We start from the raw sequence: 26,564 nt of genomic DNA, 5'->3' as shown, positions 1-26,564 counted from the left end.
CGTTGCGCAAGACGCTCGTCGCGCTGTTATGTCTGCTGTTGGTGGCGTTTGTGGTGACGGCCTGGCAATTGGGCTGGCGCCTGCCGGCGGCGTGGAACCCTTGGGCGACCCTGGATGTACGTGATCCCGCGAACCTGCTGACGCCCTACAAACTGGGGCGCTTGCGCGACGATCCGCAGCTGTGTGCGCAAGCCCTGGCAACCTCGGAGCTGCGCTATCGCAAACAGGCCGACAGCCCGGCGGGGGCGCCGTGCCCGCTGGAAAACGTGGTGCGCGTCGAGGGCTCATCGGTGCGCCTGAGCAGCAGCTTCGTCGCCAGTTGCCCCTTGGCGGTGGCTTACGCCCTGTTTGAGCGCCATGCGCTGCAACCGGCGGCGCAACGCGCGTTCGCGCAACCGGTGGTGCAGGTCGATCATCTGGGTAGCTATGCCTGTCGCAATATGTACAACCGCAAGGTCGGGCGGCTGAGCCAGCATGCCTCGGCCAACGCCCTGGACATCGCCGGGTTTCGTCTGGCCGATGGTCAGCGCATTCAGTTGCTCAAGGACTGGCCGGGGGAGGGGCGCAAGGCGCGCTTTCTAAGGGATGTGCACGCCAGTGCCTGCGATAGCTTCAATACCGTGTTGGGGCCGGACTACAACGCCGCCCACCGGAATCACTTTCATCTGGACATGGGGTTCTGGCAGATCTGCCGATGAGGCTCAGGCTGCGATGCGCACGTTGTTCAACACCACCGGGCGTGCCCAGCGGGTGTCGAAGTCCAGCGCCGATTGTTGGGCCACCAGGGTAGGTTCGTCGAACGGCTCCGGGGCGTTGTCGAGCAGGTCCATCTCGAATTCGGCGATTGGTAGGAACAGCGCTTTGGGGGCCGGCCCAGGGCCGGGTTCAGGCAGCGGATGGCCCTGGCTCATCACCACCGGGCGAACCCAGCTGTTGCTGATGTCCAGCTGACGCTGCTGCTCGATCAATTCGACATCGCTGTAGGGCGGCGCAAGCTTTTCCAGCAGTTCCGGTTCGAACTCGGCAATCGGCAGGAACAACGGCTCAGGTGGGGCGATCTCGGTGTCTTGCACATCGCACAAACGCTGACGATTGATATGCGCCAGTACTTGGCTGCCACCCACAGGTTCGCCAGTCACTTCGTCGACGGTCTCGATGGCCGTGAATTGACCGTCGCTATCTTCAGCTTGCTGCTCAGCCAGGGCACGGGCAAAGAAGTCCTGCCACAGGTGGCTGACGCCGCCCAGTGCCTGGGTGTTGTGCCGACCGTAGTTGCCTACCGTCGAGATGTAACCTGAGCTGAGCTGAAGAATGTCGGTCATGGCAGTCGCGGGCCGTGAAGGTCTGGCAAAATAGCGAATACTTCGTTATCGGCCGTGGCCGACGATCATTTAATTTTTTTGAGTACAGGATTTGATGGTGGAGCAACTGGCGGACGGCGGTATCCGGGTCGAGGCGTTGGCAGCCGATTATCAGGCTTCGGCCCAGGCATGGGCGCAGCGCCTGAGCCTGCCGCTTGCGGACGACAACGCAGCGTTTGCCGTGCAGGTGGGTGCCAGCGGGCTGCAGATCCAGCAACTGGGCCCGCAAGCGCCAGGGCCGGTACGTGTGGACTTTGTCGAAGGCGCGGCAGCGCACCGGCGGGTGTTCGGCGGCGGTAGCGGGCAGATGATCGCCAAGGCGGTGGGCATCGCTCAAGGCGTGCGCCCGCAGGTGCTCGATGCCACGGCAGGGCTGGGCAAAGATGCCTTCGTGCTGGCCAGCCTGGGCTGCCAGATGACCTTGATCGAGCGCCAGCCGCTGGTTGCCGCGCTGCTGGAAGACGGCCTGGCCCGCGCCGCCTCGGATGCCGAAGTCGGCCCGATTGTCGCGCGTATGCACCTGCTCACCGGCAATGCCATCGAGCGCATGCGCAATTGGCAGGGCGAGCCGCCGCAGGTGATCTACCTTGACCCGATGTTCCCGCACCGCGACAAAAGCGCTTTGGTGAAAAAGGAGATGCGGGTGTTCCGCCCGCTGGTCGGTGATGACCTCGACGCGCCGGCGCTGCTCGAAGCGGCACTGGCGCTGGCCAGCCACCGGGTGGTGGTCAAGCGCCCGCGCAAGGCGCCGATTATCGACGGACCCAAGCCCAGCCACAGCCTGGAAGGCAAGTCGAGCCGCTACGACATCTACCCGAAAAAAGCCCTCAAGGCTTGATCAGGGGCGATAGGCGCGTAGAAACATACTCACCACCTGCGTGACATGGGCGCGGGCCGCCTCGGCGTCCAGTGCCGGGGCGTAGCCGAGCAGCAAGCGATAGTTCGGCGCGCCCTTGAGCAGGCAGAAAAAGTGTTCCGCCGCCTGGTCGGGATGCTCGATGCGCAACAGGCCCAGTTGATCGACGCGCCGCAGCAGCGACTCCATTTCGCGCAGCACCCGCAGCGGGCCGGCTTCGAAGAAGATCTGGCTGAGTTTGGGGTCTTGAGCGCCCAGGGTCATGATCAGGCGGGTCAACTGTACTGACTGGTCGCTGCTGATCAGGGCCTGGAAACCACAGCCGATATTGAGCAGCACGTGCTCCAGCGGCACGCCGTCGGGTAAATCGAAGATCAGCTCCGGCAGCTGCGCGGTGCAGGTGGCGTAGATCGCTGAACTGAACAGCGTCTCTTTGTCGGTAAAGTGGCTGTAGACCGTCAATTTTGAAACACCTGCCGCTGTCGCGACCGCATCCATGCTGGTGTTGGCATAGCCAAGGGTAAGAAACAGCTGTTTGGCCGCCTCGAGAATGGCCTGGCGTTTGGCCAGGTCCTTGGGGCGGCCGGGGCCGACGGGAGCGGTTAGGTCGTTGGGCATGAGGGCTTATACAGATTCCGGTAAGAGACCATGGTACATCGCCGACCCGTTACGAGCAGGCAGATATCGTCATAACAAAAGCCTGTTAATACGTTTTTTCTCTTGGGCGCACGCTTCCCGGTTGTGGTTCGCTGATTTAATATACTCGCCAGTATAAATATTCAAAGCGCCACTCGCGAAAGGTCATTCATCATGTTGCGCCATGCCTTGCCCCTCGCTCTGCCTGTCGGTCTTGCTTTGCTGCTTTCTGCATGTGGACAGGAAAGCGCACCCCAGACTTCCCTGCGCCCCGCCATGGTGGTGCAGCCGCAGTCGGCCAGTGCCACCGCCGACAGTTACCCGGGTGAAGTGCATGCGCGCTTTGAACCTGACCTGGCGTTTCGCATTGGCGGCAAGGTTAGCAAGCGCCTGGTGGAGGAGGGGCAGCGGGTCAAGGCCGATCAGCCACTGGCCGAGCTGGACCCACAAGATGTGCGCCTGCAGTTGGAGGCCAGCCGTGCACAATTGGCGGCCGCCGAAGCCAACCTGAACCTGGTCAAGGCCGAGCGTGATCGCTACAAAACCTTGCTCGATCGGCAGATGGTCAGCCATTCCCAGTACGACAATGCGGAAAACCTCTACCGCGCTGGCGTTGCCCGCCTCAAGCAGGTGCGTGCCGAGTTTGATGTGGCCGGCAATCAGGCTGAGTACGCGGTCTTGCGTGCTTCGCAAAACGGGGTGATCGCCAAGCGTCAGGTTGAAGTCGGGCAAGTGGTTGCCGCTGGCCAGACCGTGTTCACCCTCGCCGCCGATGGCGAGCGAGAAGTATTGATCGGCTTGCCGGAGCAGCAGTTCGGGCGCTTCAAGGTCGGCCAGCCGGTGTCGGTCGAGCTGTGGTCGCAACCGGATCAACGTTTCAACGGGCGCATCCGCGAACTGTCGCCTTCGGCCGATCCGCGTTCGCGCACCTTCGCGGCGCGCATCGCTTTCACGGCCGGTAAGGTCCCGGCAGAACTCGGCCAAAGTGCCCGGGTTTACATCGAGCATGGCGAACAGGTGCCCCTGGCGGTGCCGCTGTCGGCGCTGACCGCCGAGAACGGCCAGACCTACGTCTGGCGCGTAGAGGCCAACAACACCCTCAAACGTGTGCCGGTGCGGGTCGGGGCATACGGCGAAAACAGTGTGCCGGTACTCGAAGGCCTCAACGCTTCGGACTGGGTAGTGGCGGCCGGCGTGCATGTGCTCCAGGAGGGGCAACAGGTACGTCCGGTGGATCGTTCCAATCGTGTGGTGAATCTGGCGGCCAAGGAGTAAGTCCGATGGGTTTCAACCTTTCCGCCTGGGCCTTGCGCAACCGGCAGATCGTGCTGTTCCTGATGATTCTGTTGGCGCTGGTTGGCGCCTTGTCGTACACCAAACTGGGGCAAAGCGAAGACCCGCCCTTTACCTTCAAGGCCATGGTGATTCGCACCAACTGGCCGGGCGCCAGTGCTGAGGAAGTATCGCGCCAGGTCACCGAGCGTATCGAAAAGAAGCTGATGGAGACCGGTGAGTACGAGAAGATCGTTTCCTTCTCGCGCCCCGGTGAATCCCAGGTCACTTTCGTGGCACGTGACTCGATGCATTCGGCCGATATTCCCGAGTTGTGGTACCAGATCCGCAAGAAGGTCGCGGACATCCGCCACACCCTGCCGCCCGGCATTCAGGGGCCGTTTTTCAACGACGAGTTCGGCACCACCTTCGGCAATATCTATGCGCTGACCGGCGAAGGTTTCGATTACGCCGTGCTCAAGGATTACGCTGACCGCGTGCAGATTCAGCTGCAGCGGGTCAAGGACGTCGGCAAAGTCGAGCTGCTCGGGCTGCAGGACGAAAAGATCTGGATCGAGCTGTCCAACCTCAAGCTGGCTACGCTGGGCCTGCCTTTGGCCGCTGTGCAGCAAGCGTTGGAGGAGCAGAACGCAGTCACTACCGCCGGTTTCTTCGAAACCCCGAGCGAACGCTTGCAGCTGCGGGTGAGCGGTCGCTTTGACACAGTTGAGCAGATCGAACAGTTCCCGATCCGTGTCGGCGACCGCACCTTCCGTATCGGTGATGTGGCACACGTGCGCCGCGGCTTCAACGATCCGCCCGCGCCGCGGATGCGCTTCATGGGCCAGGATGCCCTTGGCCTTGCCGTGTCGATGAAAGACGGTGGCGACATTCTGGTATTGGGCAAAGCCCTGGAAGCCGAGTTCGCCCGCATTGCCAGCAATCTGCCAGCGGGTATGGAGCTGCGCAAGGTCTCCGATCAGCCGGCGGCGGTGAAAACCGGGGTTGGCGAGTTTGTCCGGGTGCTGGTCGAGGCGTTGGCAATTGTGTTGCTGGTGAGCTTCTTCTCGCTCGGGATGCGTACCGGCCTGGTGGTGGCGCTGGCCATTCCACTGGTGCTGGCGATGACCTTCGCCACCATGTACTACCTGGGCATCGGTCTGCACAAAATCTCTCTCGGGGCCTTGGTGCTGGCCCTGGGGCTGCTGGTGGACGACGCGATCATTGCCGTTGAAATGATGGCGATCAAGATGGAGCAGGGCTTCGACCGTATCAAAGCGGCAAGCTACGCCTGGACCAGCACCGCGTTCCCGATGCTCACCGGTACGTTGATTACCGCCGCAGGCTTTTTGCCGATTGCCACGGCCCAGTCCAGCACTGGTGAGTACACCCGCTCGATCTTCCAGGTGGTGACCATCGCCCTGGTGGCTTCGTGGATTGCCGCGGTGGTGTTTGTGCCGTACTTGGGAGAACGCCTGCTGCCCGATCTGGCCAAATTGCATGCCGCCAAGCACGGCACCACAAGCGGTGGCCCGGACCCGTACGCCACGCCGTTCTACCAGCGAGTACGGCGTTTAGTGGGTTGGTGCGTGGAACGGCGTAAAACCGTGATCGTCGCTACCCTGGCGTTGTTCATCGGCAGCATCCTGTTATTCCGTTTCGTGCCGCAGCAGTTCTTCCCGGCGTCCGGGCGTCTGGAACTGATGGTCGATCTGAAACTGGCCGAAGGTGCTTCGCTCAACAACACTGCCGAACAGGTCAAACGCCTCGAAGCGTTGCTCAAGGAACGTGCCGGTATCGACAACTACGTGGCTTACATCGGCACCGGTTCGCCGCGTTTCTATCTGCCGCTGGACCAGCAATTGCCTGCTGCCAGCTTTGCCCAGTTCGTGGTACTGGCCAAGACCATCGAAGAGCGTGAAGCCCTGCGCAGTTGGCTGATCAGTACCCTGGATGAGCAGTTCCCTGACCTGCGTTCGCGGGTTACGCGTCTGGAGAACGGCCCGCCCGTGGGCTATCCGGTGCAGTTCCGCGTCACCGGCGAGCACATCGAGCAAGTCCGTGCGCTGGCGCGCAAGGTGGCGGCCAAGGTGCGCGAGAACCCGCATGTGGTCAACGTGCACCTGGACTGGGAAGAGCCGAGCAAGGTGGTGTACCTCAACATCGATCAGGATCGTGCCCGGGCGCTGGGGGTCAGCACGGCAAATCTCGCCAAATTTCTGCAAAGCTCGCTGACCGGCTCTTCGGTCAGCCAGTTCCGCGAAGACAATGAACTGATCGAAATCCTCCTGCGCGGCACGGCGCAGGAACGCAAGGACCTGGCTGGCCTGCCAAGCCTGGCAGTGCCGACCGACAATGGCCGCAGTGTGGCGTTGTCGCAGGTGGCGACGCTTGAGTACGGTTTCGAAGAGGGGATCATCTGGCATCGCAACCGCCTGCCGAGCGTGACGGTGCGTGCCGATATCTATGGCAAGGAACAGCCGGTCACTCTGGTCAAACAGATCCTGCCGACCCTGGAACCGGTGCGTGCCGAGCTGCCTGATGGCTACTTGCTGGAAGTCGGTGGCACCGTGGAAGACTCAGCTCGTGGGCAGAAGTCGGTGAACGCCGGTGTGCCGTTGTTCATTGTAGTGGTATTGACCCTGCTGATGCTGCAGTTGCGCAGCTTTTCGCGCACGGTGATGGTGTTCCTTACCGCGCCGCTGGGGCTGATCGGCGTGACCTTGTTCCTTCTGGTGTTCCGCCAGCCGTTTGGGTTTGTCGCCATGCTGGGGACCATCGCCCTGTCGGGGATGATCATGCGTAACTCGGTGATTCTGGTCGATCAGATCGAACAGGACATTGCCGCCGGGCTGGACCGCTGGCAGGCGATTATCGAGGCGACGGTACGGCGCTTCAGGCCGATTGTACTGACCGCACTGGCGGCGGTGCTGGCAATGATCCCGCTGTCACGCAGCGTATTCTTCGGGCCGATGGCGGTGGCGATCATGGGTGGGCTGATTGTAGCGACGGCGTTGACACTGTTGTTCCTGCCGGCGCTGTATGCCGCCTGGTTCAGAGTGAAGAAGACCTGAATAAGCCCCTGTAGGAGCGGGTTTACCCCGCGAAGCGATCTACCCGACAAATCGCTTCGCGGGGCAAGCCCGCTCCCACACTGCGAAATGCCTTACAGCGCGCCAAACACCTTCTTGGCCAAGCCCGTAGCGGCTTGTGCCGGGTTCTGGCGAATGCTTTCTTCCTGCTTGGCAATCATCTCGAACAGGCCATTGAGCGCCTGCTCGGTCACGTAGCCTTCAACATTGGCATTCTTGGCATCCAGCACTCCCAAGGTTGCCGCTTGCCCGGCGAAGCTGTTGTATTGCTGGGCCAGGCCAACCTGATCAGTGGCCTTTTTGACAATCGGCAGGAACTTGGCGCGCAGCTGTTCGCGGCTGGTTTTGTTCAGGTATTGGGTGGCCGAGTCGTTGCCGCCAGCCAGAATGCCTTTGGCATCGTCAACGGTCATCTTCTTCACTGCCTCGACCAGCAACGCCTGGGCCTGCGGCACCGCCGCTTCAGCCGCCTGGTTCATGCTGGTTTCCAGCTGTTCGACTTCGGCACCCATGCCGAATTGCTTCATTTTCTTCGCCACTTTGCCGAGGTTGCCCGGCAGTTCGATGCGCACTTCAGGGTTGTTGCTAAAACCACCGGGCGTACCCAGTTGCTTGACCGCCACCTGGGCGCCTTGGGTCAGGGCATCTTTGAGGCCGCCCGAGGCGTCTTTTTGCGACAAGTCGCTGAGCGACAGTGCCAGTGCGTTGGCCGAGAGCAGCACGCCGGCGCACAGGCCGGTGAATTTAAGAGCAGAGCGGAGCATGGCAGCTTCCTTATCTAGAGTCAGAGCGACATTCAGCGAACCGCATCAACCTTGATGCGTACGGGTTGCGAGTCGGAGCCGTCGAGTTTCACACCGTGGTGTTCGGTATTGATGAACAGCAGTTTGCCGTCCAGCTCGATGCGCGCGCTAACGGCGTAGCGGTGGCCGGGCTTGACCTGGGCCGGGTCGTAGCTGAGGTGGAAGGGCAGTGGCACGTTACCTTTGATCGGGCCATTCTGGCTGGCCAGGGTCACGGCCGGGGCATCCATCAGCGAAACGTCCTGCAGGCTGACGCTCAGGGTGGCGGCAGGCGGCAGGGCGATGCGTTGCAGGTAGAACACTTCACCGTCGAGGCTGGCCTTGGAAGGCTCAGGCGTGCTGCTGCAGGCGGCCAGCAGGCTGCCAAGCAGGATCAGGGACAGTTTTTTCATCGGTAACTCCTTTATGCCGGGGATTCGCTGGCGTCTTCACTGCGATGCAGGGCCACTTGGCGGATTGACAGGCGAACTTCCGCCGACAGCACCCGCTTGGCCGCCCCTTCGGCCAGTTCGCTGAGTTTCTCATGGTAGCCAAGCTTGCCTTGGGTATCCGGGCGCAGTACGCCCTGCTCGATCTGGGTCTGAATGAAATGACGGAACAAGGTTTTGTCGAAAAATTCTGGCGCGTTGAGGCCATGCAGAATCGACAGGCGTTGGGCCATGACCACGCACAAGTCTTCCAGTTCTTCAGCGCTCAGCGTGTGCTGGCCGCTGTTGAGCAGCAGTGCCGTGGCCATGTAGAAGCGCTGCAGGGTTTGCGTGATGGCGCGCGCCAGCAAGGTCAGCAGCACGAACTGGCGTGAGCTTGGTGCCGGGCGCATGTACACGCCGTTCTCGTAGCGCAGCAGGCCTTGTTCGACAAAAGCCTCCAGCCATTGATCGATGACCGCATCGAGTTCGTCGAGCTCCCAGCGAATGAACAGCTCCGATTGCAAGTACGGGTACAGCGCCCGGGTATATTGCAGGATCAGCTCGCGGCTCATCCGCGAACTGCTCTGGAAGAAGCTCGCCAACAACGCGGGCAGCGCGAAGATGTGCAGCACGTTGTTGCGGTAGTAGGTCATCAATACCGCGTTTTGCTCGTCCAGATAGAGGATCTTGCCCAGCGCATCGCTCTGCTCGGCCAGCAGGTCCATGCCTTTGACGTGGCTGATCAAGGCCAGGCCGTCACCGTCCGGCAAGGTGGTGTGCGGTGAGTAGGGCACTGTGCGCAGCAGCGCCAGGTACAGGTCCAGAACCCGCGCCAGGGCGCGTTCGTCCAGGGCCAGACGGCTGGTGGAGAGCAGCGCCAGGGCCACCAGATTGACCGGGTTGATCGCTGCCGCTTCATTCAGATGGCGGGCCACCTTCTCACCCAGGCGCGAGGTGGTTTCATTGAGCCAGGCGGGGCGGAACTGCGGGGCGTGCGTCTGTTCACGCCAGCCAGGCTGTTGCTGGTCGAGGAAGGCGCCGAGGCGGATCGGCTCGCCGAAGTTCACTGCCACCTGGCCGAAGCGCTGTTTGAGTGCGCCAACCACTTTGAAGATGTCGAAGATCGACTCTTTCTTCTTGCTAGCACCGCGCAGCTCGCCCAGGTAGGTGCGGCCTTCGAGCACGCGTTCATAGCCGATGTACACGGGTACAAAGACGATCGGCGTGCGCGACGAGCGCAGGTAGCTGCGCAGGGTAATGGCCAGCATGCCGGTTTTCGGCTGGAGCATGCGCCCGGTACGCGAACGGCCACCTTCGACGAAGTACTCCACCGGGAAACCCTTGGTAAACAGGGTGTGCAGGTATTCGTTGAACACCGCCGTGTACAGGGGGTTGCCCTTGAAGGTGCGACGCATGAAAAACGCCCCGCCACGACGCAGCAGGCCGCCGATCACCGGCATGTTCAGGTTGATCCCGGCGGCAATATGCGGTGGTGTGAGGCCATTGCGAAACAGCAGGTAAGAGAGCAGCAGGTAGTCGATGTGGCTGCGATGGCAGGGCACATAAATGACCTCGTGGCCCGGCGCAATGCCTTGCACCTGCTCGATATGGTTGACCTTGATGCCGTCGTAGATCTTGTTCCAGAACCAGCTCAGTACCACTTCAAGGAAACGGATCGCGGTGTAGGTGTAGTCCGAGGCGATCTCGTTGCCATAACGCAGGGCCTGGGCCTCAGCCTTGGCCAGCGGGATGTTTTCGCGTTCGGCCTCGTCGGCGATGGCCTGGCGAACCAGCGGGTCGTGGACCAGGCCTTTGACCAGATTGCGCCGGTGCGAAATGTCCGGGCCGATAACGGCAGTCTTGAGGTTGCGAAAGTGTACCCGCAGCATGCGCTGGGCCATGCGTACCGTGCGTTCGTGGCCCTTGTTGTGCTGGACCAGTTCGCGCATATGAATGGGCGCAGAAAACTGCACGCGGGTTTTGCGTCCCAGAATCAGCACCGTCAGCAAGCGGCGCAGGCGGCCGGTCACCGCCCAACTGTCGGCGAACAGCAGTTTCCAGGGGCTCGACTCACTGGCTGGTGACTGGCCCCAGAACACGCTGACCGGAATGATCTGCGCATCTTCCTCGGCATGCTGGCTGACCGCACTGACCAACCGCGACAGGGTCGGTGGCGCACCGCGCTTGTCCTGACGGCCAAGCCAGTCAGGTTCCGGGGTCAGGTAGAAAAACGCCGCTGGCTCCTGCAGCGAGCCAACGTTTACGGGCAAGACCGGGCGGGGTAGCCCGGCTTTAGTGCATTCGCGGTCGAGCACTGCCAGGTCGGTCAGCGATGGCGATTGCAGGGCGTAGAACACCGGACGGCTACGATCCAGGTTCAGGGTGAAGGAGGATTGATTGATAGTCTCGGAACGCACCCACAGGTACAACAGGCGACGCAGAGCGCCAAAGATCAGGCGGCGCAGGGGAGAACGGGTCATACAGTGTGTGCTCTGGGTAAATTTTTCGAGTGTTTGCTCAGTCGGTTAGTGTGACGTATCTGCGCAAGTTCAGCAAAATGCTCGACGGTCATAAAAATTATTTCGAGCCTGACATATACTCGGTCCGCAGCTTGCAGGAGTAATCCTCAAGCTGTGTCGGCAGAGGCAGGTGATCCTCTGCTTACAAGGCGATTCCAAAATAAAAACCCGGAGTAGTTCAGATGTCGTCTCGTGAGACTGGAAGTGTTAAGTGGTTCAATGACGCCAAAGGTTATGGCTTCATTCAGCGTGAAGGTGGCGCCGATGTGTTCGTTCACTATCGTGCCATTCGTGGTGAGGGGCATCGCACGTTGATCGAGGGGCAACAGGTTGAATACAGTCTGACCCAAGGCCAGAAAGGCCTGCAGGCAGAAGACGTAATCGGGCTGTAAGCGCTTTAGATCGCATGTTTGAGGCTACAAGCTGCAAGCCGGCCGTGCCAGGTTTGTAACTTGTAGCTTGCAGCGTTGAACCTGAAGTTACTGCGTGCGCCAGGTGATTTCTTCTTCACCGTCGGCACTGATGCGGATCCAGCGATCGGCATCTTCTTCACCTTCTTCTTCGACCCAGCTTCCCGGTGCGCAGCGCACTTCGACCTGCAAGGCAGCGAAGGCGGCACGCGCGCAAGCGATGTCATCTGCCCACGGCGTCTGATCGCTTTCCAGGTAAAGACTGTTCCATTTGCCTACAGCCTTCGGTAACCAAGTAACTGGAATGTTACCGGCCATGCACTTGTAGGTCTGACCTTTTTGCTGCCAATCGCTGCAGGTGCCCAGGGTTTCGCTGAGCCAGGCAGCGATCTGCTTGTGATCGACGTCGGCGTCTTTGAGGTAAATCTCGATATCGGGTTGGCGCATGGGGGCTCCGGGTGTGCTCAGTCTTGGCGCACAAAATAATCGTAACGCATCGATACCGTGACCTCGAAAGGCTCGGCCTGCTCGATGACGGCTGCTCGTTTTTCCGCGCTGGCGCGCCAGCCATGAGGGGTCATGGCCAGCAGGTCGGCGCGGGACTTGCCATCGGCAAGACTCAGCTTGAACTTCAGCGTTTCGCTGTGGGCGTGCTGCATACCAGCAGGTACCAGGGCCAAGTGCTTGTCGTCAGCGTAGTCGCGCACTTCATCATAGAGTTTATGACGCAGCTCGATCAGGTGTTCGTTGGTGGGGCCGACACGCATCAGGCCTCCGCCCGGCGCCAACAGGCGCAAGGCCTCCTGCCAGTCGAGGGGGCTGAACACGCTGGCCAGGAACTGACAGCTGGCATCGGCCAGCGGCACCCGCGCCATGCTCGCCACCAGCCAGGTCAGCGCCGGGTTGCGTTTGCATGCGCGTTTGACGGCCTCGCGCGAGATGTCCAGGGCATAGCCATCGGCGGCCGGCAGGGCCTGGGCGATCTGCGCAGTGTAGTACCCCTCGCCACAACCGATGTCCAGCCAGCGCGCGGGGGCGCGCTCGGCAGCCAGTTCGGCGAGGCGGCGGGCCACCGGGGCATAGTGCCCGGCATTGAGAAAGTCACGGCGTGCTTCAACCATCGCCTGGTTGTCACCAGGGTCGCGGCTGTTCTTGTGCTGGACCGGCAACAGGTTCAGATAGCCCTGGCGGGCGCGGTCGAAGCGGTGTCCGGCCGGGCAGGCCACACCGTTATCGACCGGGCTCAGCGCAGCGCTGCAGAGCGGGCAGGTGAGCATCAGGCGAGCAACCGGGTCAGGGTCTGGTAATAGATTTCGGTCAGCACGTCGAGGTCGCTGGCCAGGATGCGTTCATTGACCTGGTGAATGGTGGCGTTGACCGGGCCCAGTTCGACCACCTGGGTGCCCAGGGTGGCGATGAAGCGGCCATCGGAGGTGCCACCGCTGGTCGATGGTTGCGTTTCGCGGCCGGTAACAGCCTTGATGCTGGCCGCCACGGCGTCGAGCAACTCGCCCGGCTCGGTCAGGAACGGCAGGCCGGACAGCGCCCAGTCGACATGCCAGTCGAGCTGGTGCTTGTCGAGGATCGCTGCGACACGGGCTTGCAGGCCTTCAACCGTCGACTCGGTGGAGAAGCGGAAGTTGAACAGCGCGGTCAGCTCGCCCGGCACCACGTTGGTTGCGCCGGTACCGGAGTTGAGGTTGGAGATCTGGAAGCTGGTAGGCGGGAAGAACGCGTTGCCTTCGTCCCAGTGCTCGGCGGCCAGTTCTGCCAGGGCCGGGGCGGCCAGATGAATCGGGTTCTTGGCCAGGTGCGGGTAGGCCACATGGCCCTGAATGCCGCGCACGGTCAGTTTGGCGCCGAGCGAGCCGCGACGACCGTTCTTGACCACGTCACCGACCAGGCTGGTGCTCGACGGTTCGCCGACGATGCACCAGTCCAGGCGCTCTTTGCGCGCTGCCAGGCGCTCGATGACCGCTTTGGTGCCGTGGTGGGCCGGGCCTTCTTCGTCGCTGGTGATCAGGAACGCGACCTTGCCGCGGTGGTTCGGGTAGTCGGCGACAAAGCGCTCGGTGGCCACGACCATGGCCGCCAGGCTGCCTTTCATGTCAGCGGCGCCACGGCCGCAGAGCATGCCGTCGGCGTCGATCAGGGCATCGAACGGATCGTTTTGCCAGGCTTGCACCGGGCCGGTGGGCACCACGTCGGTGTGACCGGCAAAGCACAGTACCGGGCCTTCCTGGCTGCCATGAGTGGCCCAGAAGTTATCGACGTCTTCGATGCGCATCGGTTCCAGCATGAAACCGGCATCGCCCAGGCGCTGCATCATCTGTTTCTGGCAGTCGGCATCGACCGGGGTCACCGAAGGGCGACGGATCAGGTCGCAGGCCAGTTCTAGGGTAGGCGAAAGGTCGGCTGGGGCCGTCATTGAAGAAACTCCGGGGGCAAGGCAGGGCACGAATTCGAGGGGCGTTATCTTATAGCAAATCGGTCAGATGAGGGTGACCGGTGGGAGCGGGCCTGCCCCCACCGGAAGGTTGTTAGGCTTGGGCGGGTTGGGCGGCATCCACGGGTTTGGGCAGCGATGACAGCATCGCCATGATCAGCGCCGCCAGATACGGCAACGATTGCACCAGCAGCATGGTCACCCAGAAGCGCATGTCATTGCTCGGCAAGCCCTGCACCAGGTAAATACCGGCCGCAGCGCCCCACAGCAGCAACATGATGAACAGTTCTTCGCGTGCTTCCGAAAGCGCCACCATAAACCCATGGCTGTCGGCATTTTTCGGCGTGCGGAAAAACGGAATGCTGCTGGTGAAGAAACCGTACAACACCGCCTTGGCAATGGTATGCGACAGCGCAAGACCGGCCAGAGCAGCGGCGAAGGCATCCTTGAGGTTAACCCCGACCGCGCGACGGTAGAGGAACACGATCTTGCCGACTTTGAACACGAACAACGCCAACGGCGGGATGGCGAAGATCAGCAGCGGTGGATCAACCCGTTGCGGCACGATGATCATCGCCGCCGACCATAGCAGGGCGCCGACGGTGAAGAAGATGTTCATGCCATCGGCAATCCACGGCAACCAGCCGGCCAGGAAGTGATAGCGCTGGCCACGGGTGAGCTCCGAGTCTTTACCGCGCAACAGGCTGGCGGCATGGCGTTTGATGATCTGGATCGCACCATAGGCCCAGCGGAAGCGCTGTTTCTTGAAGTCGATAAAGGTATCGGGCATCAGGCCCTTGCCGTAGCTTTCGTGGGAGTAGGCGGCCGAATAGCCCTTCTCGAACACCCGCAGGCCGAGTTCGGCGTCTTCACAGATACACCAGTCCGCCCAGCCCAGCTCTTCCAGGACCGAGCGCCGGGTCATGGTCATGGTGCCGTGCTGGATGATCGCGTCGCGGTCATTACGGGTAACCATGCCAATGTGGAAGAAGCCCTTGTACTCGCTGTAGCACAGCTTCTTGAAGGTGCTTTCGTGCTGATCGCGGTAGTCTTGCGGCGATTGCACCACGGCAATTTTCGGGTCGGCGAAGTGCGGCACCATGTGCTTGAGCCAGTTGCGGTCCACGCAGTAGTCCGAGTCGATCACCGCGATCACTTCGGCATCTTTGGCGGTGTGCGGGATCAGGTAGTTCAGCGCGCCGCCCTTGAAGCCCGCCAGGGGCGAGACGTGGAAGAACTTGAAGCGTTCGCCGAGCAGCTCGCAATGCGCCTTGATCGGCTCCCAGACCGCCGGATCCTTGGTGTTGTTGTCGATGATCAACACTTCGTAGTCCGGGTAGTCCAGGGCTGCCAGGGCATTGAGGGTCTGTTTGACCATTTCCGGCGGCTCGTTGTAGCACGGTACATGCACCGAGACTTTCGGCCGGTAGGCGCTGTCGGCCTGTACCGGCAGGAACTCGCGGCGGCGTTTGTGCGTCCACACCGCCTCGGCCAGTTCATGCGCCTCGGTCAGCAACACAATGAACACCCCGAGCGCACCGAGCGCGAGCAAGAAGCCCACGGTCAGGCTGAACCAGGTGCTGTATTGCTGGCTGTAGTCGTAGCCGATCCACACCAGCACCGAACCACAGAGGAAGGCGATAAAGGTCAGGAAGGTACGGCCACGCTGGCGCAGCGCCGAGCCGTCGATCAGCAGCAGGGTCAGCGAAAGCATCGCCAGCACCACCGAGCCTACGGCCAGTACGCGCCATTGCGGAATGGCTACTACCGGGCCTTCAAAGTTGAATTTCTGCTGACGCGCGGCGTTGAACACGCCCCAGTAGGCGCCCACCGAGCCTTCGTCGCTGGCTTTCCACGGCTGGTCATAGGCTTCAATGACGAAGTAGTTGTAACCCTGGCGGTTGAGTTTGTTCACCAGGGTACGCAGGTAAATGGCCTGGTCGGCCTGGGTGGCATCAGCGCCACCGCGCATGCGCCCGTTGCTGGGCCAGCCTACCTCGGACAGCAGCAGCGGTTTGCGTGGGAACAGCTGTTTCAGATCACGGGCGCGGTCCAGTACGAACTGACCGGCGTCTTTCATCGGAATGAATTCCCAGTACGGCAGAATATGCGCTGCGATCAGGTCGACGTGTTTGGCCAGTTCCGGGTGGTCTTTCCAGATATGCCACTGTTCACTGGTGGTGACGGGGACTTTCACCGCCGCACGCACCCGGTCCAGGTACTGGATCAAGGCTTCGGGGGTGATTTCTTCGCGGAACAGCGCCTCGTTACCGACCATTACCCGCACGACACTGCGCGAGCTGTTGGCCAGCTCGATGGCTTTCTGGATTTCCCGCTCGTTGCGCTCAAGGTCAGGGCTGATCCACACACCAATGGTCACCCTCAGGCCGAATTCTTCAGCCAGGCGCGGAATTTCAGCTTGAGTGCCTTCGACGGTATAGATACGAATACTGTCGGTCAGCTTGCTCAGTTGCTCAAGGTCCTGGCGCAGCTCGTCCTCAGTGGGGTACTGGCCCTTTTGTGGGCTTTCGCCAAGACGGAACGGCGAATAGGAGAAGCCAGAAATCTGCTCCGGCCAGTTGGGGGCGGAAACAGGGCGGTTGATCAGGGCCCAGAACCCGGTGAATAGCGCGGCGATGGCCATGACTATCACCAGGTTGATACCAAATTTACGCGATGACATAGATAGTTCGGGTTCCGAAAGGTGGAACGGGCGGGCGCCAAAAGGCGCGGATTCTGCGCTTTGTCCGCCTATGCTTTGTAGGAGCAATCTGGCGGCAATGGTTAGATTGACTTCGGGTGCTGAAGTTCTGAGGCCCGTGCTGTTGTCTTCCAAGACTAGGAGTTGCGTAGGACATTAAAGCAGGATTACCGCTGACTTTACTAATTCCTACATGGTCAACGGGTCTGAAGCAGGATGGCATCAGGGCGGAACAGGCCTATAATGCGCGCCGGTTTTTTCGGGGTATGGCCATGAGTACAGATGATCCACGCTTTGCCGGTGTTGCCCGGTTATACGGTGACAGCGGCCTGCAGCGCCTGCGCGAGGCCCATGTGGCAATCGTCGGCATCGGCGGTGTCGGCTCCTGGGCGGCAGAGGCGATGGCGCGCAGCGGCGTAGGCGAAATCTCTCTGTTCGACCTCGATGATGTCTGTGTCAGCAACACCAATCGCCAGTTGCACGCTCAGGAGGGCAACATTGGCCGTGCCAAGGCTGAAGTCATGGCGGAGCGCCTGCGGGCGATCAATCCGGCGTGCACCGTGCACGCGGTGGTGGATTTCGTTACCAAGGAAACCCTGCCCGAGTACATTGGCGAGCACATCGACTGCGTGATCGATTGCATCGACAGTGTCATGGCCAAGGCGGCGCTGATTGGCTGGTGCAAGCGCCATAAGGTCACCATCATCAGTACCGGTGGCGCAGGTGGGCAGATCGACCCGACCCAGATCCGTGTCGCCGACCTGAACAAAACCTTCAATGACCCGTTGGCCTCGCGCGTGCGCTCAACCCTGCGCCGCGACTACGGGTTTTCCCGCACAGTTACCCGTAACTACAGCGTGCCCTGTGTGTTTTCTACGGAGCAGCTGCGTTACCCCAAGGGCGACGGCAGTGTCTGCCTGCAGAAGAGTTTTGTCGGCGAGGGCGTCAAGCTCGACTGTTCCGGAGGCTTTGGCGCGGTGATGATGGTGACGGCAACCTTCGGCATGGTCGCCGCCAGCAAAGCGGTAGAGAAGCTGGTAGCAGGGGCAAGGCGCCCTTGCGAGCGCCAGGCCAAGGCTCAGACGCCCGCAGCCAATTGAGCCATGCGCTGCAGCACGGCGTTCAGGCCGTTGCTGCGTGAAGGCGAAAGTTGGCGGCCCAGGCCCAGTTGGTTGAACCAGCCGGGCAGGTCCAGTTGCTGCAGTTCGGCGCTCGACAAGCCTTCGACACGCACCAGCAGCAGCGCCAGCAAGCCGCGAATGATCCGCGCATCGCTGCCCGCTTTGAAATGCCAGTGGCCAGCCGTTTGTTCGGCCACCAGCCACACTTGGCTCTCACAGCCATGAACGCGATTGGCTTCGGACTTTTCCGCCTCGCTCAACGGCGCCAGGCGTTCACCCCATTGCATCAGCAAGCGAGCCCGTTGCTCCCAGCCGGACGCCTGTTCGAAGGCGCCGAGTGCGCTCCGTGCATTGGCAGGCAGAGTCATCGCAGCAACTCCAGGGCTTGATCCAGTGCGTCGAAGAAGCGTTGCAGGTCGTCGGAGTCGTTGTACAAGGCGAGCGACACACGGATCGCCCCTTCAAGCTCGAAGCTTTTCAGCAGCGGCATGGCACAGTGGTGCCCGGCGCGCACGGCGATGCCCTGTTCGGTGAGCATATGGGCGAGGTCGGCGTTGTGCACGCCTTCGACCACGAAACTCGCCAGCGCCAGTTGCGGCTGGCCGAGTAAACGTATGCCTTCGCGATCATTGAGGCCGCGCAGCAAGTAACGATGCAAGCCGGCTTCGTGCTCGGCGACGGCGTTGGCATCGAGCCCCGCCAGGTAGTCGAGACTGGCGCCCAGGCCGATCACACTGGCGACAGGTGGTGTGCCGGCTTCGAAACCCAGCGGCGCCGGGCGAAAGCTGGCGCTGTGGTAGTCGGCAACCTGCACCATCTCACCGCCGAATTGCCAGTGGCGCAGACGTGCCAGCGCTTCGCTGCGACCATACAGTACGCCGACCCCGTCGGGGCCATACAGCTTGTGGCTGGAGAACACGTAAAAGTCGCAGCCCAGTTGCTGCATGTCCTGGCGTTCATGCACCACACCCTGGGCGCCATCGACCACGGTCAGCGCGCCTTGGGCCTGGGCGTGAGCCAGCAGAGGCGCCAATGGCTGCCAGGCGCCGAGGACATTCGACAGTTGGCTGAGCGCCAGCAGGCGGGTGCGTGGGCCAATCAACTGCAGGGCCGCTTGCACATCGATCAGGCCGCGGTTGTCCAGCGGCAGAATCACCAGTTTGAGCTGGCGCCGCCGGGCCAGTTGCTGCCAGGGCAACAGGTTGGCGTGGTGTTCCACCGCACTGACAGCGATTTCGTCACCGGCTTCGAACAGCCCCTCCAGCCCGTAGGCCAGCAGGTTCAGGGCGGAGGTTGCGCCATGGGTGAACACGATCTGTTGGCTATCACTGGCATTGATCCAGCCAGCGACTTTTTCCCGGCTGCGTTCAAAGGCCTGGGTGGCCAGGGCGCCGGGAAGGTGTTGGGCACGGTGCACGTTGGCGGCGCCGTGGCCGTAATAATGGCTCAGAGCATCGAGCAGAAGTTGTGGTTTTTGCGTGGTAGCAGCGTTGTCCAGGTAGGTCTGGTGCTGGCGTTGCAGAGCGGCGATAGCCGGAAAGTCGGCGCGCCACGGGGAGGGCTGGAACATGATGATCGGACCTGAATATCGGGCCTGGCGGTAGGCCAGACCCGATGGTACCACTTAGTTGTGGGCGTGCAGCGCTTCGTTCAGCTCGATCGCCGACTTGTGGGTTTTGCACTCCACCGCGCCGTTGAGCGAGTTGCGGCGGAACAGCAGGTCGGTCTGACCAGCCAGGTCGCGGGCCTTGACCACTTTGACCAGCTGGTTGTTCTCGTCGAGCAGGTTCACCTTGGTACCGGCGGTGATGTACAGGCCGGCTTCAACGGTGTTGCGATCACCCAGCGGAATGCCGATACCGGCGTTGGCGCCGATCAGGCAGCCTTCACCCACTTTGATGACGATGTTGCCGCCACCGGACAGGGTGCCCATGGTCGAGCAACCGCCGCCCAGGTCCGAGCCCTTGCCGACGAACACACCGGCCGAAACGCGGCCTTCGATCATGCCCGGGCCTTCGGTGCCAGCGTTAAAGTTGACGAAGCCTTCGTGCATGATGGTGGTGCCTTCGCCGATGTAGGCGCCCAGGCGCACACGGGCGCTGTCGGCGATACGCACGCCGGCAGGCACGACGTAGTCGGTCATTTTCGGGAACTTGTCGACCGAGAACACTTCCAGCAGTTCGCCTTTGAGGCGCGCTTCCAGCTGCTGTTCGGCCAGTTCGGCCAGATCGACGGCACCCTGGCTGGTCCAGGCAACGTTTGGCAGCAGCGGGAAAATGCCGGCCAGGCTCAGGCCATGAGGCTTGACCAGGCGATGCGAGAGCAGGTGCAGCTTCAGGTAGGCTTCCGGGGTGGAGCTCAGGGCGGCGTCTTCGGCCAGCAGGGTCGCAACCAGCGGTTTGTTGCTTTCAGCCAGGCGGGTCAGCAGGGCGGCCTGGGCGGCGTCGACACCCTTGAGGGCATCAGCCAGCTGTGCAGCCTGAGCATTGCTGAAGGCGATGGCCTGGTTGCCACCTTCGTAACCCAGCACCGGGGTTACAGCTGCAACCAGTTCGGCGCTCGGGTTGATCAGCGGTTGAGCGTAGAAAACTTCCAGCCAGGCACCTTGGCGGTTCTGGGTGCCGACACCGAAGGCCAGGCTGAACAGGGTAGTGGACATGCAGTTACCTCTTGCGAAATTGAATGAAAGCGTGGCGCCGCATTACTGCAGGGCGGCGGCGTACAGGTCCGGTTTGAAGCCGACCAGCGTACGCTCGCCAAGATCGAGCACCGGGCGCTTGATCATCGAGGGTTGGGCCAGCATCAACTCGATGGCCTTGGCCTGGTCGAGGTTGGCCTTCTGGGCGTCTTCGAGTTTGCGAAACGTGGTGCCTGCGCGGTTGAGCACGATTTCCCAGCCGTGCTCGTCGCACCAGCGGGTCAGGCTTTGGCGGTCGATACCCTGGGTTTTGTAGTCGTGAAAGTCGTAACCCAGGCCTTTATCTTCCAGCCAGGTACGGGCTTTCTTCATGGTATCGCAGGCTTTGATTCCATAAAGGTGCAATGGCGTGTCGCGTTTGGTCATGTCTTGCCCCTCCTGGGAAAAAATGGTGAAGGATTATGCCACGGTCGACCGCGTTGGGTTGGTCTCACCGATGTACTTTGTAGCATTGTGTTACAGGTTTCGACGCCGCCTGCGACTTTTGTGCAGCGGCGCGCCCGCATCCTGAACGTCTACTATGTCGATTCAATGGCAATGCCTGCCTGCGGGTAACAGAAGCGCCGTTGACTGTCTGAATCGAAGGGTACACGCCGTATGCAATCAGCCTACACCGTTCTCATCCTGCTGATGCTGGTGAGTGTCTCCAAACTTGTCGGGCGGGTGATCCCGTTGCCGTTGCCGCTGGTACAGATCGCTGCCGGGGCATTGCTGGCCTGGCCGACCCTGGGGCTTCACGTAGCCCTGGACCCTGAGCTGTTTCTGTTTCTGTTCTTGCCGCCGCTACTGTTCGCCGATGGCTGGCGCATGCCCAAGCGTGACCTTTGGCGTTTGCGTGGCCCGATTCTGACCCTGGCCGTAGGCTTGGTGCTGTTTACCGTGGTCGGTGCCGGTTATTTCATTCACTGGATTCTGCCCAGCATCCCGCTGCCCGTGGCCTTTGCCCTGGCGGCAGTGCTGTCGCCCACCGATGCCGTGGCGGTATCGGCCATTGCCCAGGACCGCCTGCCGACGCCCTTGATGCACATGCTCCAAGGTGAGGCGCTGATGAACGACGCCACTGGCCTGGTGACCTTCAAGTTTGCCTTGGTTGCAGCGATCACTGGTGCGTTCTCGTTGGCCGAGGCCAGCGTGACTTTTGTGCTGGTGGCCCTCGGTGGTTTGGCCACCGGTGTAGCCCTGAGTTGGCTGGTTGGGCGCCTGCGCGCCTGGATGATCGCCCGTGGCTGGGACGACCCGGCCACCCATGTGGTGTTCATGTTGCTGTTGCCGTTTGCCGCCTACGTACTGGCCGAACGCCTGGGCGCTTCCGGGATTCTCTCCGCCGTAGCGGCGGGGATGATGCAAAGCTGGCTTGATCTGTTGCCGCGCCAGACCAGCACACGTTTGCTCAACCGCAGCGTCTGGTCGTTGCTGGAGTTCAGCTTCAATGGCCTGATCTTCCTGCTGTTGGGTTTGCAGTTGCCCGACATCATCAAGGCAGTGACCAGCCATGAGGCGACCTTGATGCCAACCTTGCTCTGGCGCTGCCTGGATGTGGTGGCGATTTTTGCCGTGCTGGTGGCGTTGCGCTTTGTCTGGGTGCAGAGCATCTGGCGTTTGATCGGGGTGATCCGTCGCTGGCGCGGCAAGGCCGACCTGGTGGTGGCGCCCAATGCCCGATCCTGCTGGCTGTTGACCATCGGTGGGGTGCGGGGGGCGGTGACCTTGGCCGGTGTCATGTCGGTGCCGTTGCTGATCAGTGCGGGCGAAGCCTTTCCTGAACGCGACTTGCTGATTTTCATTGCGGCCGGGGTGATTCTGTTGTCGCTGGCCTCGGCCTGTATTGCCTTGCCCCTGTTGCTGCGAGGGATGAGCAAAAGCCCGGATGACGCCATGCGTCAGGAGGCCAAGGAGGTCTGGCGACAGACCGCCGAAGCGGCGATTCACGCGCTGGAAGCTGAAGAACTGGTTGAGCCGGGCGCTACCCCGGATGCGGCTCAGGCGGCGTTGGCGGCTGAGCTGAAAGCGCGTCTGATGGCAGAGTACCGGCATCAATTGGACAGTTTCAACGACAGTGCAGAGGCCCAGGCACTGGCGGAGCAGATGGATCTGCTGGAGCGGCGCCTGCGCCTGCGTGCCCTGCGCGCCCAGCGCCTGGAGCTGTATAAGCTGCACCGCCATCATCAGGTTGGGGATGACGTGGTGCGTCAGGTGCTGGAGGAGCTGGACCTGAGTGAGGCGAATCTGGGGAAGGTCAAGTAGCGATGTTTTCGCGGGGCAAGCCCGCTCCCACTAGTAGGAGCGGGCTTGCCCCGCGATGCGACCTCAAGCCTTCAGGTAGTCGCGAATCCGCTCCGCCGCTTCGACACACTCGGCCAGCGGCGCAACCAGCGCCATACGTACACGCCCGGCGCCTGGGTTAACGCCATCCACTTCGCGCGACAGGTAGGAGCCCGGTACTACCGTTACGTGCTGAGTTTCAAACAGGCCGCGGCAGAACTCTGCATCATCGCCAGGTACCTTGGCCCACAGGTAGAAGCCGCCATCCGGGCGCTGTACATCCAGTACTGGCGCCAGAATGTCCAGCACCGCATCGAACTTCTCGCGATACAGGTCGCGGTTGGCCAGCACGTGCTCTTCGTCGTTCCAGGCGGCGATACTCGCCAGCTGGGTTTGCACTGGCATGGCGCAGCCGTGATAGGTGCGATACAGCAGGAACGGTTTGATGATTTCAGCATCACCGGCAACAAAGCCTGAGCGCAGGCCCGGCAGGTTGGAGCGTTTGGACAGGCTGTGGAACACCACACAACGCTTGAAATCACTGCGTCCCAGCTCTACGCAGGCGCTCAACAGGCCTGGTGGCGGGCTTTGTTCGTCGAAGTACAGTTCGCTGTAGCACTCGTCGGCGGCAATCACAAAGTCGTGCTCGTCAGCCAGGGCGATCAGCTTTTTCAGGGTGTCCATCGGCACCAGGGCACCGGTGGGGTTGCCCGGGGAGCAGATGAACAGGATCTGGCAGCGCTTCCAGGTGTCGGCTGAGACTGCATCGAAGTCGGGGTTGAAACCGTTGCTGTCCAGGCATGGCAGGTAGTGCGGGGTGGCACCGGCCAGCAGGGCTGCGCCTTCGTAGATCTGATAGAACGGGTTGGGACTGATCACCAGGCCGTCGGCACTGCGGTTGACCACCGCCTGGGTGAAGGCGAACAAGGCTTCGCGGGTGCCATTGACCGGCAACACGTGTTTGTCGGCATCCAGCCAGCCGCTGGGCACGCCAAAGCGCTGTTCGCACCAGCGGGTGATGGCCTGACGCAGGGCAGGCAGGCCCACCGTGGTCGGGTACACGGCCATTTGCGGCAAGTTGTCGGCCAGGGCCTGGGCGACGAACGCTGGCGATTCATGCTTGGGCTCACCGATCGACAGGGCAATAGCGCGTTTGTCGGCGGCGGGCGTGACGCTGCCGAGCAGGGCGCGGAGTTTCTCGAACGGGTAGGGCTGAAGCTGGAGCAAATCGGTGTTCATCGGCGCTGGGTCTCGTCAAACGTTAAATGGTCAGGCGGGAAACGGTTGTCGCTGCGGCCTGGTCGACGCGTAATTGCTCGACGATGGCATCCTGCAGGCGGCTGCACAGTTGTGGGTCAGACAGCGGTTGGTTGTCGGCATCGGTGATGAAGAACACGTCTTCGACCCGTTCGCCGAGGGTGGCAATCTTGGCGTTCTGCAGTGACAGGTCGAACTCCAGGAAGATCTTGCCAATCCGCGCCAGCAGGCCCGGGCGGTCGGGGGCGCTGAGTTCGAGGATGGTGACCGGTCGCTGGGCGTCGTTGTGAATGGTGACCTGCGGGGCAAAGGTGAAGTGCTTGAGCTGGCGCGGTACGCGACGCTTGATGATGGTCGGGTAATCGTCCGGATTGCGCAGGGCGTCGGTCAGGCCGTCGCGGATCTCCTTGACCCGTTGCGGATTGTCGCCAATCGAGCCGCCATCGTTGTCGAGCACAATGTAGGTGTCGAGGGTGAACTGGCTGCTGGAGGTGATGATCCGTGCGTCATGGATGTTCAGGTTGAGCTGGTCCATGGCCGCTACGGTTACAGCGAAGAAGTCGTGCTGGTCGGGCGCGTAGATGAAGATCTGGGTGCCGCCTTCAAACTCGCGCTGGGTGGTTTCCTTGATCAGTACCAGCGGGCCGCCATCGGCCGGCTGCTGAAGGATGGCGTCACTGTGCCAGGCTACGTCTGCGGCGGTGTGACGCAAGAAGTAGTCATCGCCCAGCTGCGCCCAGAGCTGTTCGACATCGTCCGGGTCGGTGCCCTCCCGGATCAGGATGTCCAGTGCCGCGCTCTGGGTTTGGCGAATCTGTTCTTCGCGATCCAGTGGGTTCTCCAGGCCGCGGCGCAGGGCGCGCTTGGTTTCGGTGTACAGCTGGCGCAACAGGCTGGCGCGCCAGGAGTTCCACAGGCTGGGGTTGGTGGCGTTGATGTCGGCCACGGTCAGCACGTAGAGGTAATCCAGACGGGTCTCGTCGCCCATCTGTTGGGCGAAGTCATGGATCACGTGTGGGTCAGAAAGGTCTTTGCGCTGAGCTGTGGTCGACATGACCAGGTGGTTTTGCACCAGCCAGACCACCAGGCGGCTGTCCCATACCGGCAATTGGTGGCGCAGGCAGAACGCCTGAGCATCCACGGCGCCCAGCTCCGAGTGGTCGCCCTGACGGCCTTTGCCGATGTCGTGGTAAAGGCCAGCCAGGTAGATCAGTTCGGGCTTCGGCAGGCGCCCCATGAGCTTGCTGGCCAGCGGGAACTTCTCTGATACCGGCGTGTACTGCAATTTGCGCAGGTGCTTGATCAGGTTCAGGGTGTGCGCATCGACGGTATAGATATGGAACAGGTCGTGCTGCATCTGCCCGACAATCAGCCCGAACTCGGGCAGATAACGGCCCAGAATGCCGTAGCGGTTCATGCGCCGCAGGTTGCGATGAATGCCGATTTCGCACTTGAACAGTTCAATAAACAGGCTGGTGTTGCGAATATCGTTGCGGAAATCGTCGTCAATCAGGTGCCGGTGTTCACGCAGCAGGCGAATCGTGTCGGCACGCACGCCTTTGATTTCCGGGTGTTGGGCCATCAGCACGAAGATTTCCAGCATGGCGAACGGCGTGCGCTTGAACACGTTCGGCCGTACCGCCTCGATATAACCATCGTGCAGTCGGAAACGGGCGTTGAGGGGCTGGGTGCTGCCAGTGTCGTCGTCGAGAATGACTTCTTCGAAATGCTGGATGATCAGGTCGCTGAGCTCGGCAATGCTCATCACCACCCGGTAGTACTGCTGCATGAACTGCTCGATGGCGCGCTTGGGGTTCTCGTCACTGAAGCCGAGCAGCGCGGCAATACTGCGCTGATGATCGAACAGCAGGCGGTCTTCGGCGCGGCCGGCAAGCATGTGCAGGGCATAGCGGACCTTCCACAGGAACTCCTGGGAAGAAGCCAGCAAGGCATTTTCACTTTCCAGCAGAAAACCTTCACCGGCCAAGGCGTGCAGATTCAAGGTGCCGTACTGGCGCCGGGCAATCCACAGTACTGTCTGGATATCGCGCAGGCCGCCGGGCGAGCCTTTGACGTTGGGTTCCAGGTTGTATTCGGTGTCGTTGTACTTGTGGTGGCGCGCCTTCTGTTCGGCGCGCTTGGCCAGGAAGAATTCCTTGCTCGGCCACATGTGTGCGGTGCTGGTGACCTCCAACATGCGCTGGCGCAGGCGCTCGGGGCCAGCGATGGTGCGGCTTTCCATGAGGTTGGTGACAACCGTCAGGTCAGCGCGGGCCTGCTCGGCGCATTCGTCGATCGAGCGCACGCTCTGGCCTACTTCCAGGCCGATGTCCCAGAGCAAGGTCAGCAAGCGTTCGATCGAATCGCGAAATACTTCGTGATCAGCACTGTCGAGCAGGATCAGCAGGTCGATGTCGGAGTAGGGGTGCAACTCGCCGCGGCCATAACCGCCGGTCGCCACCAGGGCAATATCGGCCTCATCGCTCCAGTCGAACTGGTTCCAGGCCTGTTGCAGGATGTTGTCGACGAACCAGGCGCGGTCTTCAATCAGCCGGCGGATCTCGCGGCCTTCACGAAAGCGCTTGTCGAGCACTTCGCCCGCCTGGCGGATGGCCTTCTTGAAGGCCGCGATAGGGCTGGATTTGAGGGCCAGTTCCGCCTGGAACTGGCCGCGATCGAACAGCTCGGGATCCACCTGGGGCATCGAGTCACTTTCCTGT

At 61.7% G+C, this 26,564-nt stretch carries 22 protein-coding genes; 7 read left to right on the top strand and 15 right to left on the bottom strand.

Annotated features, from left to right (window positions below; all coding sequences use genetic code 11):
* The first annotated feature begins 2 nt into the window (after nucleotides 1-2).
* Nucleotides 3-698, top strand: coding sequence for an extensin-like domain-containing protein (locus ACP6KB_RS21590; protein WP_442109292.1), 696 nt, complete (start codon nucleotides 3-5; stop codon nucleotides 696-698).
* A gap of 3 nt (nucleotides 699-701) precedes the next feature.
* On the opposite strand, the gene ACP6KB_RS21585 is transcribed toward ACP6KB_RS21590, so the two are convergent.
* Complete coding sequence (locus tag ACP6KB_RS21585; protein WP_442109291.1) at nucleotides 702-1,322, bottom strand: energy transducer TonB; 621 nt, start codon at nucleotides 1,320-1,322, stop codon at nucleotides 702-704.
* A 94-nt stretch (nucleotides 1,323-1,416) separates the two neighbouring features.
* Here ACP6KB_RS21585 and ACP6KB_RS21580 point away from each other — a divergent pair, with 94 nt between their 5' ends.
* On the top strand, nucleotides 1,417-2,199 hold the full coding sequence (locus tag ACP6KB_RS21580; protein ID WP_442109290.1) for a class I SAM-dependent methyltransferase: 783 nt from the start codon (nucleotides 1,417-1,419) through the stop codon (nucleotides 2,197-2,199).
* On the opposite strand, the gene ACP6KB_RS21575 is transcribed toward ACP6KB_RS21580, so the two are convergent.
* Nucleotides 2,200-2,835: a TetR/AcrR family transcriptional regulator gene (locus ACP6KB_RS21575; RefSeq protein ID WP_442109289.1), complete on the bottom strand. Its 636-nt coding sequence runs from the start codon at nucleotides 2,833-2,835 to the stop codon at nucleotides 2,200-2,202. It lies immediately after the preceding gene.
* A gap of 192 nt (nucleotides 2,836-3,027) precedes the next feature.
* On the opposite strand from ACP6KB_RS21575, the gene ACP6KB_RS21570 reads away from it, so the two are divergent.
* Both ACP6KB_RS21570 and ACP6KB_RS21565 read left to right on the top strand, forming a co-directional pair.
* Nucleotides 3,028-4,128 (top strand): efflux RND transporter periplasmic adaptor subunit, encoded by a 1,101-nt coding sequence (locus ACP6KB_RS21570; RefSeq protein WP_442109288.1) that lies wholly within the window; start codon nucleotides 3,028-3,030, stop codon nucleotides 4,126-4,128.
* Between the two features lie 5 nt (nucleotides 4,129-4,133).
* On the top strand, nucleotides 4,134-7,199 hold the full coding sequence (locus ACP6KB_RS21565) for an efflux RND transporter permease subunit (protein WP_442109287.1): 3,066 nt from the start codon (nucleotides 4,134-4,136) through the stop codon (nucleotides 7,197-7,199).
* A 92-nt stretch (nucleotides 7,200-7,291) separates the two neighbouring features.
* On the opposite strand, the gene ACP6KB_RS21560 is transcribed toward ACP6KB_RS21565, so the two are convergent.
* Genes ACP6KB_RS21560 through plsB form a run of 3 tightly spaced genes read right to left on the bottom strand, consistent with a single transcriptional unit; the run spans nucleotide 7,292 to nucleotide 10,910 of the window.
* Complete coding sequence (locus ACP6KB_RS21560; RefSeq protein ID WP_442109286.1) at nucleotides 7,292-7,981, bottom strand: DUF4197 domain-containing protein; 690 nt, start codon at nucleotides 7,979-7,981, stop codon at nucleotides 7,292-7,294.
* 32 nt (nucleotides 7,982-8,013) lie between these two features.
* Entirely contained in the window at nucleotides 8,014-8,412 is a 399-nt protein-coding gene (locus ACP6KB_RS21555; protein ID WP_442109285.1) for a YbaY family lipoprotein, read from the bottom strand.
* Between the two features lie 11 nt (nucleotides 8,413-8,423).
* Nucleotides 8,424-10,910 carry a glycerol-3-phosphate 1-O-acyltransferase PlsB gene (gene plsB, locus ACP6KB_RS21550; protein ID WP_442109284.1) on the bottom strand — a complete coding sequence of 829 codons (2,487 nt, stop codon included), beginning with the start codon at nucleotides 10,908-10,910 and terminating at the stop codon, nucleotides 8,424-8,426.
* 221 nt (nucleotides 10,911-11,131) lie between these two features.
* Here plsB and ACP6KB_RS21545 point away from each other — a divergent pair, with 221 nt between their 5' ends.
* Nucleotides 11,132-11,341 carry a cold-shock protein gene (locus tag ACP6KB_RS21545; RefSeq protein ID WP_028942973.1) on the top strand — a complete coding sequence of 70 codons (210 nt, stop codon included), beginning with the start codon at nucleotides 11,132-11,134 and terminating at the stop codon, nucleotides 11,339-11,341.
* Nucleotides 11,342-11,428: 87 nt separating this feature from the next.
* Here the strand turns inward: ACP6KB_RS21545 and ACP6KB_RS21540 are convergent, their stop codons facing one another.
* From ACP6KB_RS21540 to ACP6KB_RS21525, 4 genes are all read right to left on the bottom strand, one after another.
* Complete coding sequence (locus ACP6KB_RS21540; RefSeq protein ID WP_442109283.1) at nucleotides 11,429-11,806, bottom strand: hypothetical protein; 378 nt, start codon at nucleotides 11,804-11,806, stop codon at nucleotides 11,429-11,431.
* Between the two features lie 17 nt (nucleotides 11,807-11,823).
* Nucleotides 11,824-12,636, bottom strand: coding sequence for a putative RNA methyltransferase (locus ACP6KB_RS21535; RefSeq protein WP_442109282.1), 813 nt, complete (start codon nucleotides 12,634-12,636; stop codon nucleotides 11,824-11,826).
* A complete protein-coding gene (gene dapE, locus ACP6KB_RS21530) occupies nucleotides 12,636-13,787 on the bottom strand; it encodes a succinyl-diaminopimelate desuccinylase (RefSeq protein WP_442109281.1) in 1,152 nt (383 codons plus the stop codon). The genes ACP6KB_RS21535 and dapE overlap by 1 nt, the downstream gene beginning before the upstream one ends.
* 112 nt (nucleotides 13,788-13,899) lie before the next feature.
* The gene (locus ACP6KB_RS21525; protein WP_442109280.1) at nucleotides 13,900-16,488 is read right to left on the bottom strand and encodes a glycosyltransferase; all 2,589 of its coding nucleotides are present in this window, start codon (nucleotides 16,486-16,488) and stop codon (nucleotides 13,900-13,902) included.
* A gap of 290 nt (nucleotides 16,489-16,778) precedes the next feature.
* Here ACP6KB_RS21525 and tcdA point away from each other — a divergent pair, with 290 nt between their 5' ends.
* The gene (gene tcdA / locus ACP6KB_RS21520; protein WP_442109279.1) at nucleotides 16,779-17,606 is read left to right on the top strand and encodes a tRNA cyclic N6-threonylcarbamoyladenosine(37) synthase TcdA; all 828 of its coding nucleotides are present in this window, start codon (nucleotides 16,779-16,781) and stop codon (nucleotides 17,604-17,606) included.
* Here the strand turns inward: tcdA and ACP6KB_RS21515 are convergent.
* From ACP6KB_RS21515 to ACP6KB_RS21500, 4 genes are read right to left on the bottom strand one after another with little or no spacing between them, the layout of a single operon-like run.
* Complete coding sequence (locus ACP6KB_RS21515; protein ID WP_442109278.1) at nucleotides 17,585-17,995, bottom strand: SufE family protein; 411 nt, start codon at nucleotides 17,993-17,995, stop codon at nucleotides 17,585-17,587. The genes tcdA and ACP6KB_RS21515 overlap by 22 nt on opposite strands.
* Nucleotides 17,992-19,197, bottom strand: coding sequence for an aminotransferase class V-fold PLP-dependent enzyme (locus ACP6KB_RS21510; RefSeq protein ID WP_442109277.1), 1,206 nt, complete (start codon nucleotides 19,195-19,197; stop codon nucleotides 17,992-17,994). Before ACP6KB_RS21510 ends, ACP6KB_RS21515 begins: the two co-directional genes overlap by 4 nt.
* Nucleotides 19,198-19,251: 54 nt before the next feature.
* Nucleotides 19,252-20,286: a 2,3,4,5-tetrahydropyridine-2,6-dicarboxylate N-succinyltransferase gene (gene dapD / locus ACP6KB_RS21505; RefSeq protein WP_442109276.1), complete on the bottom strand. Its 1,035-nt coding sequence runs from the start codon at nucleotides 20,284-20,286 to the stop codon at nucleotides 19,252-19,254.
* Nucleotides 20,287-20,328: 42 nt separating this feature from the next.
* Nucleotides 20,329-20,691 carry an ArsC family reductase gene (locus tag ACP6KB_RS21500; RefSeq protein WP_442109275.1) on the bottom strand — a complete coding sequence of 121 codons (363 nt, stop codon included), beginning with the start codon at nucleotides 20,689-20,691 and terminating at the stop codon, nucleotides 20,329-20,331.
* Between the two features lie 231 nt (nucleotides 20,692-20,922).
* On the opposite strand from ACP6KB_RS21500, the gene ACP6KB_RS21495 reads away from it, so the two are divergent.
* Nucleotides 20,923-22,569 (top strand): Na+/H+ antiporter, encoded by a 1,647-nt coding sequence (locus ACP6KB_RS21495; RefSeq protein ID WP_442109274.1) that lies wholly within the window; start codon nucleotides 20,923-20,925, stop codon nucleotides 22,567-22,569.
* A 63-nt stretch (nucleotides 22,570-22,632) separates the two neighbouring features.
* Here ACP6KB_RS21495 and dapC read toward each other — a convergent pair whose 3' ends face one another.
* Both dapC and ACP6KB_RS21485 read right to left on the bottom strand, forming a co-directional pair.
* Nucleotides 22,633-23,826 (bottom strand): succinyldiaminopimelate transaminase, encoded by a 1,194-nt coding sequence (gene dapC / locus ACP6KB_RS21490; protein WP_442109273.1) that lies wholly within the window; start codon nucleotides 23,824-23,826, stop codon nucleotides 22,633-22,635.
* Between the two features lie 22 nt (nucleotides 23,827-23,848).
* Entirely contained in the window at nucleotides 23,849-26,548 is a 2,700-nt protein-coding gene (locus tag ACP6KB_RS21485) for a [protein-PII] uridylyltransferase (protein ID WP_442109272.1), read from the bottom strand.
* Nucleotides 26,549-26,564 lie beyond the last annotated feature (16 nt).

This window comes from Pseudomonas sp. NUPR-001 (assembly GCF_052147955.1).
Lineage (GTDB): Bacteria > Pseudomonadota > Gammaproteobacteria > Pseudomonadales > Pseudomonadaceae > Aquipseudomonas.
This window is presented reverse-complemented; position numbering and strand designations above follow the sequence as displayed.